The 15383-nt window shown below is 39.7% G+C and carries 14 protein-coding genes; 9 read left to right on the forward strand and 5 right to left on the reverse strand.

The window, feature by feature from the left end; genetic code table 11:
* The first annotated feature begins 544 nt into the window (after positions 1 to 544).
* Together GARC_RS05560 and GARC_RS05565 are read left to right on the forward strand one after the other, a co-directional pair.
* A complete protein-coding gene (locus GARC_RS05560; RefSeq protein WP_007617655.1) occupies positions 545 to 4000 on the forward strand; it encodes a carboxypeptidase-like regulatory domain-containing protein in 3456 nt (1151 codons plus the stop codon).
* A gap of 61 nt (positions 4001 to 4061) precedes the next feature.
* Positions 4062 to 4859, forward strand: coding sequence for a tetratricopeptide repeat protein (locus GARC_RS05565; RefSeq protein WP_007617656.1), 798 nt, complete (start codon positions 4062 to 4064; stop codon positions 4857 to 4859).
* Positions 4860 to 4972: 113 nt separating this feature from the next.
* Here GARC_RS05565 and GARC_RS05570 read toward each other — a convergent pair whose 3' ends face one another.
* Positions 4973 to 5443, reverse strand: coding sequence for a hypothetical protein (locus tag GARC_RS05570; RefSeq protein ID WP_153810872.1), 471 nt, complete (start codon positions 5441 to 5443; stop codon positions 4973 to 4975).
* Between the two features lie 292 nt (positions 5444 to 5735).
* On the opposite strand from GARC_RS05570, the gene GARC_RS05575 reads away from it, so the two are divergent.
* From GARC_RS05575 to leuD, 7 genes are all read left to right on the forward strand, one after another.
* Positions 5736 to 6716 carry a transposase gene (locus GARC_RS05575; protein ID WP_007617658.1) on the forward strand — a complete coding sequence of 327 codons (981 nt, stop codon included), beginning with the start codon at positions 5736 to 5738 and terminating at the stop codon, positions 6714 to 6716.
* A 288-nt stretch (positions 6717 to 7004) separates the two neighbouring features.
* Positions 7005 to 7265, forward strand: a complete 261-nt coding sequence (locus tag GARC_RS05580) for a type II toxin-antitoxin system ParD family antitoxin (protein ID WP_007617659.1) — start codon at positions 7005 to 7007, stop codon at positions 7263 to 7265.
* On the forward strand, positions 7262 to 7558 hold the full coding sequence (locus GARC_RS05585; protein ID WP_007617660.1) for a type II toxin-antitoxin system RelE/ParE family toxin: 297 nt from the start codon (positions 7262 to 7264) through the stop codon (positions 7556 to 7558). Before GARC_RS05580 ends, GARC_RS05585 begins: the two co-directional genes overlap by 4 nt.
* A 308-nt stretch (positions 7559 to 7866) precedes the next feature.
* Complete coding sequence (gene leuA / locus GARC_RS05590; protein WP_007617661.1) at positions 7867 to 9441, forward strand: 2-isopropylmalate synthase; 1575 nt, start codon at positions 7867 to 7869, stop codon at positions 9439 to 9441.
* 6 nt (positions 9442 to 9447) lie between these two features.
* Positions 9448 to 10533, forward strand: coding sequence for a 3-isopropylmalate dehydrogenase (leuB, locus tag GARC_RS05595; RefSeq protein ID WP_007617662.1), 1086 nt, complete (start codon positions 9448 to 9450; stop codon positions 10531 to 10533).
* Between the two features lie 18 nt (positions 10534 to 10551).
* Positions 10552 to 11964: a 3-isopropylmalate dehydratase large subunit gene (leuC, locus tag GARC_RS05600; protein WP_007617663.1), complete on the forward strand. Its 1413-nt coding sequence runs from the start codon at positions 10552 to 10554 to the stop codon at positions 11962 to 11964.
* A gap of 17 nt (positions 11965 to 11981) precedes the next feature.
* Positions 11982 to 12593 (forward strand): 3-isopropylmalate dehydratase small subunit, encoded by a 612-nt coding sequence (gene leuD, locus GARC_RS05605; protein WP_007617664.1) that lies wholly within the window; start codon positions 11982 to 11984, stop codon positions 12591 to 12593.
* Positions 12594 to 12653: 60 nt separating this feature from the next.
* Here the strand turns inward: leuD and GARC_RS05610 are convergent, their stop codons facing one another.
* From GARC_RS05610 to GARC_RS05625, 4 genes are all read right to left on the reverse strand, one after another.
* On the reverse strand, positions 12654 to 12902 hold the full coding sequence (locus GARC_RS05610; protein ID WP_007617666.1) for a hypothetical protein: 249 nt from the start codon (positions 12900 to 12902) through the stop codon (positions 12654 to 12656).
* A complete protein-coding gene (locus GARC_RS05615) occupies positions 12895 to 13734 on the reverse strand; it encodes a CPBP family intramembrane glutamic endopeptidase (protein WP_039988871.1) in 840 nt (279 codons plus the stop codon). The genes GARC_RS05610 and GARC_RS05615 overlap by 8 nt, the downstream gene beginning before the upstream one ends.
* A 119-nt stretch (positions 13735 to 13853) precedes the next feature.
* Entirely contained in the window at positions 13854 to 14702 is an 849-nt protein-coding gene (locus GARC_RS05620; protein WP_007617671.1) for a LytTR family DNA-binding domain-containing protein, read from the reverse strand.
* Between the two features lie 72 nt (positions 14703 to 14774).
* Positions 14775 to 15332: a TFIIB-type zinc ribbon-containing protein gene (locus GARC_RS05625; protein ID WP_007617673.1), complete on the reverse strand. Its 558-nt coding sequence runs from the start codon at positions 15330 to 15332 to the stop codon at positions 14775 to 14777.
* Between the last annotated feature and the right edge of the window lie 51 nt (positions 15333 to 15383).

Here is a 15383-nt window from a genome sequence, read left to right on the forward strand (position 1 = left end):
TTTATCAAACTTTAATCTGCTTCAAAACCTAAAGCCTTCGACAATTTAACTATGCTCTGACTTCAAAAATCACCAAAAGTTCACAACATTGCCCGTAATACCGCTATTTAATTACATTTTGAGCAAAGTAATTACAAATTGATTAGAAATTGGAGTACTTCGCCCTCCCCTTCACTATATACTATGTAATTCGCCTGACGTGCGAACCAATATGCGTCAAACGAATTTGATTTAGGTGCTTGACGGCTATGCTGCTCTCATTATACAATTTTGTTTGACGTCATATAGTTATGAAATTAAATAGTTATATGTTACGTGAAATTTTGTTTGAAACAGAACTACTACGATGGATTGTTATAGGTTTTAACTATGAATAAGTGTTTCTACGGTAAATGTTATTTGTCAATAACAAATATATGATGATATATTGTTTGCCCGTAAAACATGATAATGTTGCAAACCGAAAAACAGGATTGAAATGTACTCATATGGTCAACATAGAAAGTACTTAAATAATATTTAAATAAATAGGAACACTATAATAATGGTTAATACAACTCAATTTTATAAAACTAAAGTAGCACTTGCGGTAGTCCTAAGTTTAGGTTTGGCTGCATGTGGCGATTCAGAGGGAGATGCGGGTAGCACAGCTACTACTACTTCTTCTACTGATGCAACTCAGAACACAACTGGTAATCAAAACGAATTATCAATGACAGTTCAAGGTGTTGTTGTAGATACTAACGGTAATCCTCTAGCTGGTGTTGCAGTTTACTTAGGTAGCCTTGAAACTGTAACTAATGCTGGTGGTCAATATACATTCAGTGGTGTTGGCGCTACTAATGTAAACGGCGTTAACAATGAAGGTGATGAAAGTGATGATGATGTTACTCAATCATTAGTTGTTACTATTGCTGGTACAGCTGAGCATTTAGGTGCGTTAGTAACTGTTACTCCTCAAGCACAAGTAAATAACACTGGTGGTCAAGGTGATGCTAGTGGCGGAAATTCAAACACTACTATCCAAACTTTTGTAAGTGGTCTTACAGCACAAGCAGGTACTGCGGTACTTCCAATGCTAAATGCTGGTGCTTATGGTTATATTCGTGATTGTGTCACTGGTGCAGCACTTGTTGATACTGCTGACTTACTATCTTTAGATTTTGTCACAGTTACTGCAGATGCAGATGCAGTAGATCCTATTCTTCCTGCTGATGTCTTTAATGGCGTTCAGTTAACTAATTCTGAAGATAATCATACTATCAGCGCTGATGCTAACGGTATGTTCTCATTGACTGGTTTGGCGGCAAATTCAACTTATAAAGTAACAGCGAAACAAGGCTGGGCAATCAAATCAGTTGCTCCTGAGCTAATAGAAGGTGCTACTTTTACTACTGATTCAGAGGGTTCTTCTACGTTCTTAAATACTGTCGAAGTTTGTCCAGTTGATTTCACTCCTGTTGACAAAACAACTGATCCAATCATTAAGTCAATTGATGGTCAAATCGGTACTACAACAGTACTTGACGGTGGAATCGACTATGCAGCATTAACTCAAAATGTAGTAAATGACTTTGTAATCCGTTTTAATGAAGAAATGGCCGCGACATTCGACTTAAGTGAAGCGCGTGTGAAAGTAGATGGTGATACTATTGCTGATGCAACAGTAACATTGTCAGCTGATGGTACTTTTGCAACAGTAAGTTTTGTTGAAGATCTTGATGAAGGTTCTAAAGTTGACGTATGGTTCCCTCATTGGTTAGCTGTAGATGCAGATGAAGGTGTATTCTTAATTGATAACGCAGACATCGACTGGGATGACATTGCGGTTGTAACTTCAACTAAAGCTGTATACAGCCATGCATATTTCTGTACGTTTAATAAGCCATCAGGTGATGGTGATATAGTTCTAGGGCCACAAGTGATTGATGCTGATGCATCAGAAGATGCTGGTGACACTGAGCTTGCTGCCTATAGTTCTGCTTTTGCTGATAACTTAGTTGGCGCAACGGAAGCTACTGCTACACCTATATCTGCTGTTTTGTCTCAACTAAATGGTGACGCAAATACAGCGGCTCGTTTAGAAGCTTTGGGTGATGAAATTATTGGTACTCCAACGCTTGGTGGTTTGTTTGATTACAACTATGCCGTAGTAACTGTTGATGCAGAAGATTCTCCAGGTGGTATTGTTTGGGGTGGTACAGCAAATGCTTCACAAGTATCTGCTCCAACTGCTGGCAATAAAGGTGTCGCTACATATGACGGTACTGCTCACGGTAAAACTGTTACATTAACGCCACAAAATGGTTTTGGTGATACGTTGACAGCTAAAACACAATCTGTAACGTTAGTTGATGCCATTGCACCTACTACAGTTCTTCAAGAAAGTTATGCAATTACTTCTGCTGGTGCTCCACAAGACGGTGGTTCATTAACGATTACTTCTAGTACTTTTAATGCTCGCTTCGGTAATGGTGGTGAAATTTCATCTCCTGATGTTGGTGCTCAAGCAACTGTTGGCAACCCAGTTATATACGTGCAACCTCGCCACTTGGCTGGTCAAGACGAACGTAACGAAGAGTTTGATACATTAACTGCTGATATGGGTGGACGTTTGTCTGCTGCTGATCTTACGGCTGGTGCAACTGCTGCAGACGTACGAGTAGTAACCATTAACAATGGTGCTAATACTGCTGACTACCCATTATACGATGAAACTGCATTCGCTGCATGGGCTGCGATTCCTGCTGAAATTGGTGTTGCTTTCTCTGAAAACCTAGTAGTCGGTGCAGGTTCACCTACTTTTACTGGTACTGCAGGTTTAGCTTCAAACTTTGTTATTAACAATGATGTTAAGCATACTATTGATGATGATCCTAGTGGTGCTGGCAGTGTAGATGTTGATTTAGTTGATTTTGATACAACTGACGTTGTTGCACTAGCTAATACTGAAGCAGGTGCAATGCTTGGTTTTGCAACAGCATATGCTGATGCGGTAGGTAACGAAATTACCACTGAATCAAATGCTAATGTAATGATTCAAGATGCAATGCCTCCTATGGTTACAGCTGCTCGCTGGACTGGTCCTGAGTTAGAGATTACCTTTAACGAAGTGGTAGACATTGATGCTACAACTACTATTCAACTTTGGGACCCAACTAACCCGACAGTTGGTGCTGGTAATACCTTAGCTGTAACATTAGACCCAGATGCAATTGCTGGTTCAGCCACAGCATTTACTCAAAATGGCAATGTTATTACAATAACTTTATCTGGTACTGATTCAACTGCAATAACTGCCTTGTTTGAAAATGGTACTAATGGTGAGTTCTTGTACGAAGAAGATGGTGAAGCTTCTCAAGAAGAGCAACATTTGATTCTTTCTTGGGATAACATCAATGATGCAACGGGTAATAAATGGGCTGATTTCACTCCAGCAGTAACAGGTACTACTGGTGGTATTGAAGATACAGCTGCATTGATACCAAATCGTTGGGAAGTGGTTGCACCTCGTTTCTTAGCATATAACGATGTAGGTCCATACACAGTAACAACATCGTTCTCTAACTTAGAAACTGCACCTGCAGCTGATAACGATGGTTTCACTGCTGTTATCACTTTTTCTCATAGAATTAGTGTTGGTGGAGCACTTGGTAGTGCAGATGACGGAACTCAAGACATTGAAGTTGCTGATATCGATAATGATGGCGTGTTCTTTGAAGATGTAGCTGATGTTAATGCCTACTTCTTCCTAGATTTAGATGGCAATGGCACCGATGCAGGTGCTGGTGAAGATTTCCCTGCAGGTACTTCTGCAGCATTAATTCACACTGCTACTAACTCTCGCATTGAACTTGTTATTCCAGCAGTTGCTGCCACATCAGGTACTACTCGTATCGTTGCTGATGCAACTGTTGATGTTAATGGTGATCTTATCAACACTGTTAACAGTTCTATTACTGGTCAAAAACGTGTTGTTGATGTAGTTGTTACTAACTAATATTACTTTTAAGTAACTTAAAAAGGAGGCTTTGAGCCTCCTTTTTTATTATCTGGAATTAATGGATATGAAATTATTAAGATCAACTATATTTATAGCTTTATTTTTTGTTCACACGTTCAGCTTAAGCTTTCCTCAACAGTTCACCCAAAAGCAAGTAGCACTATTTAAAGAAAATGCAGAATTAGGTGTTGGCTCTGAACAGTATAATTTGGCATTTGCGTACCAACATGGTCATGGCATAACCAAGGACAGTAACAAAGCAAAATACTGGTACTCAGAAGCTGCTAAGTCGCCCCATGCAAATATTAGATATAAAGTAGGTAGACTCTTTGAAACGGGACAATTGTTTCCGCAAGACTTTAAAAAAGCTATTGAACATTATACATACGCAGCAAATAAAGCCGATCCTTTCGCCCAAAACAACTTAGCCTTAATGTATTTATATGGCAAAGGTGTTGAAAAAGATATAGATAAGGCGATTGTATGGTTTGAAACGGCCGCAGAATCAGCTGTTGTAAACGCTTATGTAAATCTTGCTGTAATCTACCAACAGAATAAAAACACCCATGACAAATCAATTTATTGGTGGACTAAAGCTGCAGAAGAAGATTACCCAGACGCATATTTTCAGTTAGGTCAATTTTATTACTGGCAAAAGAATTATCAAGAGGCGTTTAACTTCTTTAAGAAAGGAGCTGAAATCAACCATACAGACGCTCAGTTAAAGCTGGCTATGTTTTATTATAAGGGTATTGGTACAGACAAAAACCACGAGCAATCCTTAATGTGGCTCAATAAGGCAGCTAAATCAGGGAATGAGAAAGCGATAGCAATGCTAAAAAACATAGCTAACTAGGGAAAGGAATGCTGGATTGATGCAGGATATGAATTTAAGTTGGAGGAAAATCTATTTTGAGGGTAAATAAATACTACGACAGTAGTTCTATTTACCCAAAAAAAATAAATGAATTAATCTAGTATGGCTATATAACTGCCATATTGTAATTCAGTATCTGATTTTATAGTCATAGTACCGGTATCAACTGGAAATGTTTCCTTATTTCTATCAGAGGGAAATACCAAATTGATAGTATTACCCGTAATGGTATAAGTACCCTTTACACTACCAGCTAATTCAGGATTAGGACTGATCATTTTTCTATTTAACGCAAAAGTTCCATTTGAAGAAAAGTCGAATACTTGACTAGTTTCTGTGGTATCAGTGGTTATATTGAGAATGTAGCTACCATCGATAGTGGCACTTTGATTGTCATATACATCTTCAACTACTTCTTCAACCACAGCTGTATTCTCAATAATATCTTGCTTATCTAAAACCTTTTCAGAGGTAATAGCTGCAGACTCGTCTTCACTACTCACTGCGTTATAAATTAAGTAAGCAGATAAAATTATGCCTATTCCGATTAATACTTTATTCATTAATTTTTTACCTTTTGTGGTGGTTTCTAAAGTTTTGCCATTATATGGGAAATTGAATAAGGCATAAAGTTCCATTACATTTGAAATATAACAAAGTTAGCAGGGGGTCAAAAGTTAGCAGGGGGTCAAGTTGCTTGATTCATAACAAAAGTTAGCAGGGGGTCAAGTCGCTTGATTCATAAAACTCTTAGGTCTACGCTTAATTTATGCCAAGACCTCAACGAATTGAATATGAGAGAAGCAGGGGGTCAAGTTGCTTGATTAACAAAACTCTAAGGTCTACGCTTAATTTATGCCAAGACCTCAACGAATTGAATATGAAAATGCATTTTACCATGTGATGAATCGTGGCAGAGAGCGGCACACAATATTTCATGGGGATGAATATTACCTTTGCTTTTTAGACACTATTGCACAAGCTCAGCAACGTTTTAAATGTATTGTTCATGCCTATTGCCTGATGGGTAATCATTATCACCTTTTAATAGAAACCCCAAATGCCAATCTAAGCAGAATTATGCGCCATATTAATGGTGTCTATACTCAGCGCTACAATCGTCTGAAATTAATTGATGGCCCGTTATTTAGAGGGCGTTATAAAGCCATTTTAATAGATCATGAAGCTTACCTTTTACAACTTTCCAGATACATTCATCGTAATCCTATCGAGACAAAAGTGCCCTTGGTAGAACAATTGGAAGACTATCCTTGGTCAAGCTATCCAGCATACGTTGGCAAGGTAAAACCTATTAATTTTCTTAAACGCGATACAATTTATAAGATGTTAGGTCATAAACAACATTATAAAGATTATAGAAAATTTGTTATGCAAGGCATTGATGAACAAACAGCAACATTTCATCGTAAAGGCAACATGTCAGCCGTTTTTGGTGACGAAGCGTTTAAGAAATGGGTTTACGATGAGCTATTACCCGAGTTGACTGCAGAGGGAAAAAGTCGTGTCATACAGCCAAATTTGACAATTCAACAAGTAACCGAAGCCGTTGCAGCTTATTACAAGACAAGTACAAAGGAACTGCTAAAAGTCAGTAAAGGCCCGCAAACAGAAAATGAAGCACGCAAAATTGCGATGTATTTATGTCAGGAGTTAGCAGCAGCAAAATTATGTGAGATAGCAGAATATTTCAATCTGAACCACGCAGGCTCAGTTAGTTTTATTACTCATCAAATACGACAGAAAAAAAGAGAAAATGAACAGCTCAAGCTTACCATAGAAGGTTTGATCAAAAGTCTTGTTAATCAAGTAACTTGACCCCTACCCGTTTCAATCTGAACCATGCAGGCTCAGTTAGTTTTATTACTCATCAAATACGACAGAAAAAAAGAGAAAATAGACAGCTCAAGCTTACCATAGAAGGTTTGATCAAAAGTCTTGTTAATCAAGTAACTTGACCCCTACCCGTGACCCTGTGAGGTTGCCCCCTACCTGCCCCCTACCCCGACAAGCACTTCAGCTCAACCAATAATTGACAATCTTCGTCTCTAGCATCATATTGACTCTAACTAACATGAACTTTGAAATTATTTATAAGTGGTGGTTATGCATATTTCACTTACGACCGAATTAGAAACAAAAATTAAATCAAAAGTAGAAAGTGGCTTGTACAACAATGCCAGTGAGGTTATCCGTGAGGCACTGCGTTTTATGGATAGTCATGAGGAATGGATTATGGAAGTAAAACTGGCACATTTGCGTAAACAATTGAATGTTGGGATTACTCAGTTAGATAGCGGCCAAGGAATTGAAATTAACTCTAAATCAGCGCTAGATAAATTATTTGAAGATACATCCGAGATATGAAAACTTATCAATTGGTTATTTCACCAATTGCACGAAATGACTTAGCCGACATTTCCAAATACACAACACAAAATTGGCGAGCGAAACAAACTAAAGGTTATCTTTTGTCCTTGAAAGAAGATATTTGGTCTCTCCTACAATTACCACTAAAAGGGGTAGCAAGGCCGGAGTTAATAGCTGATTTGAAAAGCTTCCCTACCAGTAATCATGTCATATTTTATCGGATAACTCAGTCTAAGGTCGAAATTGTCAGAGTTTTACATAAAAGGCAAGATCCACAATTGCACTTTTAATCTACAAACACCTAAAACATTTGAATTTATACTTTTAAGTTATATGTTTCTCGTAATAGGTGGTTGACGTGTTGGTGCTATCCGCGATACAAATACACCGTGATTTCAAAATAACTTTGTTACACATAAATTTAAGAATTTTAAACATGAATAACGCTATTTTATCTACTTTACTTCTGCTGGCAGCAAGACTGCACGGGTAGGTTGTAAGCGAGCGTTAACCAGTTTACAAAACCCGTGCATAGCGCGGGTTTTTTGTATGCGTATTTCCAGTAATTCACAACCAACAGAGCATTTAGGAGAAAGGTATGTCTGGCCAATTCAAAACAAACCAGGTCAAAATTTTCGACACCACCTTGCGGGACGGCGAACAAGCGCTGCCTGCCAGTTTAAGTGTTAAGGAAAAACTAAAAATTGCTCTGGCTCTGGAACGTCTTGGTGTAGACATTATAGAAGCCGGTTTCCCAGTATCTTCGCCCGGTGATTTTAAATCAGTACAAAGCATCGCCCGTGAAATCAAAAATGCGACTGTGTGTGGTCTTTCACGTGCTTTGGCAAAAGATATCGATGCTTGTGGTGAAGCGTTAAAAGTAGCAGATCAATTCCGTATTCATACATTTATTGCGACCTCTGACATTCATGTAAATACCAAATTACGTAAGTCTCAAGACGAAGTGGTTGAGATGGCCGTACAAGCCGTAAAACACGCCCGCCGTTATACTGACGATGTGGAGTTTTCCTGTGAAGATGCGGGTCGTACCCACATAGATTACCTATGCCGCATGGTAGAAGCCGCAATCAACGCTGGCGCTACCACAGTCAACATTCCCGATACTGTTGGCTACACTACCCCAACAGAATTTGGTGGCATAATTAAAGACCTATTTAATCGCGTGCCCAATATCGACAAAGCGGTCATTTCAGTGCATTGCCATAATGATTTAGGCTTAGCTGTAGCGAACTCTTTAGCGGCAGTAGAGCAAGGTGCAAGACAAGTTGAAGCCACCATAAACGGTTTAGGTGAACGTGCTGGTAACTGTTCTTTAGAAGAAATCGCCATGATTTTGCAAACTCGCCATGCAAAACTGGGGTTTACCACCAATATCAAGAGTGAAGAAATTTCTCGTACCTCTAAATTGGTCAGTAACTTATGCAATATGCCGGTGCAAGCAAACAAAGCAATTGTTGGTGCCAATGCCTTTAGTCATTCATCAGGCATTCACCAAGACGGCGTATTAAAAGGCCAAAACACCTACGAAATCATGACACCAGAAAGTGTCGGCATTAACAAAAACAACTTAAACCTCACCTCTCGTTCTGGCCGTCATGTGATCAAACATCGCTTGATCGAATTGGGTTACAAAGAAACCGATTTTGACTTAGAAACTGTATACGAATCTTTCGTGAAACTAGCCGACAAAAAAGGCCAAGTGTTTGATTATGACTTAGAAGCGCTATTATTTTTCAGTCAAACAAAACAAGAAGACCAACATTACAAACTCACTTATTTGCAGGCCAATTCGGGTAAAGAAATCATACCTAGCGCAACAGTACGCATGTTAGTGGGCGATAAAGAAATTACCGAGTCTGCTACAGGTAACGGACCAGTTGATGCCGCTTACAACGCTATCACTAAAGTGGTAGGTCATAACCAAGTTGAAATTGTCGATTTTAAACTTGATTCAAAAGGTGAAGGTGCCAACGCACTCGCCCAAGTATCTGTGGTAGCTGAATACAATGGCCGTCGTTTTAACGGTATTGGTTTGGCAACAGATATAGTGGAGTCTGGAGTTAAAGCCTTGATATATGTATTAAACAACACACATTTAGCAGATCAAATTGATCAACAGAAAGAGCAACAAGTAAAAATTGCAGGGGTATAGAAGAGAATGTCTGACTACAACATAGCTGTATTGGCAGGTGATGGAATTGGCCCAGAGGTCATGGTCGAAGCCAAAAAGGTGTTAGCAGCCGTAACCAAAAAATTTAATATTTCATTTCAACTGAACGACTTCGATGTAGGTGGTTTAGCCATAGATAATCATGGTAAAGCCTTGCCTGCTGCCACCCTAAAAGGTTGTGAAGACGCCAGTGCCATTTTATTTGGCTCAATAGGTGGTCCTAAGTGGGACAGCTTACCCTTAGAAGAACGTCCAGAACGTGCCGCACTTTTGGCATTACGGGGTCACTTTGATTTATTCAGTAATTTACGCCCAGCAAAAATTTATCAGGGTCTTGAAGCCTTCTCTCCTCTAAGGGCAGATATTGCTGCTGCCGGCTTTGATGTATTAGTAGTGCGCGAACTCACCAGCGGTATTTATTTCGGTCAACCTAAAGGTTTAGAAGGCGAAGGCGAAGAACAATTTGCTTATGACACTATGCGTTACAGCAAAAGAGAAATACGCCGCATCGCTATCAGCGCCTTTGACGCTGCGCAAAAACGTGGCAAAAAAGTCACCTCGGTAGACAAAGCTAATGTATTGGTTTGCAGCCGTTTATGGCGCGAAGTGGTAGAAGAAGTTGCTAAAGACTATCCAGAAGTAGAGCTTGAACACATCTATATCGACAATGCGACTATGCAACTTATCCGCAACCCGAGTCAGTTTGATGTGATGTTATGTTCAAACTTGTTTGGCGACATTATTTCTGACGAATGTGCGATGATCACAGGCTCTATGGGGCTATTACCTTCAGCCAGTATCAATCAAGACAATTTTGGTATGTACGAACCTGCAGGCGGCTCAGCCCCTGATATCGCAGGTAAAGGCATTGCCAACCCTATTGCGCAAATACTTTCAGCTTCCATGCTGTTACGTTTCAGCTTAAATGAAACAGCCGCCGCAGATGCCATTGATTCAGCCGTAATGAAGACCTTAGGTGATGGTATACTGACAGGCGATCTACTTGGACCTGATGAACGTCATTTAGCTAAAAGTACCAGTGAAGTGGGCGACTATATCGCCGCGTTAATTTAACAGATTTAGGAAATAGTCATGGCTACCACCTTATATGACAAAATATGGCAAGCGCATATTATCGATGCGAAAAAAACCTCTGAAACCGGCGAAGAGGGATTAATTTATATAGACAGACATTTGATCCACGAGGTGACCACCCCTCAAGCTTTTGCAGGTCTAGATGAAAAAGGTCGTAAAGTACGTTGCCCCGAGCGCACTTTTGCCACTATGGATCACAGCATATCAACTCGCTCTTTAGCTCTTGATGCTTGTGGACCTACTAATAAATTACAATTACAAACTTTAGCAGACAACTGCAAAAAGCACGGTATTGAGTTATTCCCTGTAGGTCACCAAAAACAAGGTATTGTGCATGTGATGGGTCCTGAACTTGGGCTTATTCAACCAGGCATGACTGTTGTTTGTGGTGACTCACACACTGCTACTCACGGTGCATTTGGCGCTTTGGCTTTTGGTATTGGTACCTCTCAGGTAGAACATGTATTTGCTACCCAAACACTGAAACAAAGCAAAGCCAAAAGCATGCAAGTGCAAGTTAACGGCAGCTTACCTATTGGCATTACTGCCAAAGATATTATCTTGGCTATCATAGGTAAAATTGGTCACGCTGGTGCTACTGGCTACGTCATTGAATATAGTGGTGAAGCGATTTCAGCACTATCAATGGAAGAGCGCATGACAGTGTGTAACATGAGCATAGAAGCAGGCGCTAAAGCAGGTTTAATTGCCCCAGACCAAACTACATTTGATTATCTTGAAGGCCGTGAATACGCTCCTAAAGGCGATAATTGGACCCAAGCAGTTGCTTATTGGAACAGCTTAAAATCTGATAAAGATGCAACTTTTGATACCGTTATTCAGTTAAACGCTGCTGATATCACCCCACAAGTGACTTGGGGCACCAACCCAGGGCAAGTTATTGGTGTTAATCAACCTGTGCCATCTCCAAACGATTTTTCAGATCCCATTGATAAAGACTCAGCTAACAAAGCCCTTAAATATATGGACTTAGCGCCAGGTCAAAAACTATCTGAATTAAGCGTTAATAACGTCTTTATTGGTTCATGCACCAATGGCCGTATTGAAGATATGCGCGCCGCAGCGGCAATTGCCAAACATGGCAAAGTAGCACCAGGTGTGACTGCTATTGTGGTACCAGGTTCGGTATCAGTTAAAGCCCAAGCTGAGGCAGAACAACTCGATAAAATATTTATCGAAGCAGGTTTTGAATGGCGCTTACCTGGTTGTTCCATGTGTTTAGGCATGAACGACGACATCCTGACCCAAGGCGACCGCTGTGCATCTACCAGCAACCGTAACTTTGAAGGCCGTCAAGGCAGAGGTTCGCGCACTCATTTAGTTAGCCCAGCTATGGCCGCAGCGGCTGCATTGGCAGGTCACTTCGCCGATGTGCGCGACTATCAATAGATATTAAGGAATTTTTCATGACAACAGCAGGAATTAATATCCATACAGGTAAGGCAATGCCTTTAAATCAAGCCAATGTTGATACTGACCAAATCATCCCTAAGCAATTCTTAACTGCGGTCACGAAAAGTGGCTACGGCAAACACTTGTTTCACGATTGGCGTTATCTGGATCAACATGAACAAGTACCTAATCCTGACTTTGTATTTAACAAGACAGAACACCAAGGGGCCAGTGTTTTACTGACTAGGGAAAACTTTGGTTGTGGTTCAAGCCGCGAACATGCGCCTTGGTCACTAGACGACTATGGTTTTAAAGTGGTAATTGGTACTAGTTTTGCTGACATTTTTTACGGTAACTGTATCAACAATCAATTGTTACCTGTGCAGCTTACAAGCAGTCAAATGGATCAACTTTTTGCTCTGGTTGAAAGTGATGCCTCTGCGCAAATCACTGTGAATTTACAAGATCAAACAGTTAAGGTTAAAGACTTGAATTTTGGCTTTGAAATTGCTGAGCAGCATAAAACCAATCTACTCAAAGGTTTGGATGCAATAGGTCAAACTTTAGAACTAGACGATAAAATTACCGCGTTTGAGAATAATTTGCCACAGTGGCAAAAAGCTTAAATTCAATGATTAAAAAACGGCTCACTTTGAGCCGTTTTTTCTATCCTCTGCAAATTTAATTCATAATTGATTTATTTGCTGCCCCAAATCAAACTTGCTATCTGTCACAATTTTTTCAAGCACTATCACTCTTGCAACCAGCACTTCTACCTTCTCTTGCATGGTTATCACCGCTTCAGTATCGCTGTCTTTTTGCAGTGCTAATATTTTCTGATTGACCTCTGATTTGTAATTAAAATAATTACGCACAAAGATAATAATTAAAATCGGTGATGTCAGTGCCATCATAACTAAAAATAATTCAAACATAGTTGCTCTCCAAGTGGGTGTTTTGTTTTGTTGGTTCTAAGTTAGGATTAGTTTTGGGATTGTTATGCCATAAGGATGCGAAGGTTACTTGCCTAGGCTTACCTTTACGAACCAGCATATACACGTAAACAATGCTTAAGATAATTGAGGTAGCTTTGAATAGGTTACCTTCTAAGTCCCCTGCTGCGCCCCCTGACATACCAAATATGCCGTATGCTGCGTTCATAAAGATATGCATAAACATTGGAAACCAAATACGGTATCCACATTCACAATATAACCACGCAAACCAAGTGCCAGCGATAGCCGTTATTGACAGCGCCATCACAGCCGATATGACATCATGGCCTTGATAAATATGTCCTAAACCAAAAATAATCGAGCTAATTAATGCGGCAGGTATAAACCCCCAGCGACAATAGTGAAATAACACCCCAAATAACGCTGCCCTGAAGATAATTTCTTCGAACACACCGGCATATATTGACCCTGTAATGATGGCAGAAAGTGACAGATTTAACTCGCTACTTAAAAATGCATAACCTAAAGTCATAGGGATACAACAAGCAACTGCCGCCAAAAAGTAATGTTGAGAGCCAGCCACATTAAGGCCTAAAACGTCATACCAAGGATGTTCTTTAAACAGAAAGGTCGCTACTAATATTAGTGGTCCGTAAATAAATAGATACTTGGCCACTGTATGTAAAACGTAAGATTGTTGATCTAACCTGAGTAAAACGTCGCTCCAACTATCGCCCCAAAACTCTCTCATCAAATAGTGACAGAACATAAAGGTAGTTAATAACACTAGTGATTTTATTATGTGATTCATATATACCTGCTTAATGTGAAATTTAAAATTCACACTAAGCATGACAGCACAATCCAAAAGAGCGATTAGTTAGGGATAAACCTGGTTTTTAAGGGGCTAGTAACAAAAAACTGGGGTGATTAACAAGCTTTAGGGACTAATGACAAAGCCTGTTTTATGACATCCACATAAGTACGGGAGACGGGAACCACAACATCACCTGCCTGCATGGATAATTGCAAACCAGCAGCATTACCCTGCCATGCTTTAACTAATAATACATTCACTGCATAAGATCTATGGCAACGAATCACCTGTAAGTTATTCGGCAGCTGTTTTAAAAGGTTGGTTAAGGAGCAGCGCAATAATTTATGGCTGCAACTATCACCATCAAGTAAAGCAAGCTCACAATAGTTATCCGCAGATTTGATAAACAATAAATGCGACAAGGCAAGTTGCACATAATCGTCTTTATTTTCACCGCTTAAGGTTATGAGTTTAACTTGGGTTGATGGATTGCCTTCAGTTTGAGTTTGACCAAGATCAATCTGCTGTGGTGGCGAGATAGTGACTGAATGACGATTAACTAGAAACATAAAACAGATAGGAAATAACCCTATTGCTAAGGTATAAAAAACAAACAACAACTGATTCTGCCAATGCCAAGAGCCCAACATTGCCACTACAAAATAACTGTGATTAAACACCGCAACTATCACAATATAAAGACTAGGAATAAGCAACCGATGGAAATGACTCTTTAACTTGAGGCGAGTTAAGCCTATCTCTAATGCGCCAGATAACAATAAAGCACAAAACGTCACTAAACCATAACCTGCAAGTCGCAGAAATTTGTAGGAAATAAGATCGTTGTTAGTACCAAAAGGCTGAAACAAAAATAAAACGAACAAAGTCACTGCAGAAAAAATCAATGCCCTTCGCACCAGCACTTTTCTGGACAATAAATCATCTTGAAGCCACAACTGCACTATTTAGACACCCCTACCCTTAAAAAACGGCCATAAAAATACCACAGATATAGCTACTTAATGGCACTACATTTATCGCTTAGCAGAATAAGGATCTTCAGCCATCAAATAGGCCCGTAAATCGGCTTTATGGGGCTGTGATTTTAACCATTCTCGCATTTCTTTTACTTTGTTATACACTTCGTCGCCAAATCTATCGCGGTATATATCTGTAAGATGTTCTCGAGCACTGTCTTGACGAATTTTTCGTTGCCATGATTCTGTCACTAATGCATTAAGACTGCCCGCTAAGCCTTCGTGGATCAGCAATTCCCACTCGCCTTTATCTAACCATAAACCACCTATGGCAGTACTGTAATCGAGTCTATGGCTATTATTCGCTGATATCTTAAACTTACGCATAATAGTGTGCGTGACTGGGCATAATATGGCTTGTTTTTTCTCTACAGCTTCCACTTCCTCAAATTGGATATCTTTTGCAAATTCATAATCAGGATGCCGTTCACGCCATGCAGCGTAATCTTCAATTAAAATCCAATCACCACCACAATCTGAACAGGTGTGAGCTCTGAATAAACCGTCGATAAAGCTGGGGTTTAGTTTTCCAGTATTACAAGCTGTGCATTTCATATTAGATCCTGTTTTCATTCGAAACTGATGTTAAATATGCCAGATAAGTAA

The sequence above is a fragment of the Paraglaciecola arctica BSs20135 genome (genome assembly GCF_000314995.1).
GTDB lineage: Bacteria > Pseudomonadota > Gammaproteobacteria > Enterobacterales > Alteromonadaceae > Paraglaciecola > Paraglaciecola arctica.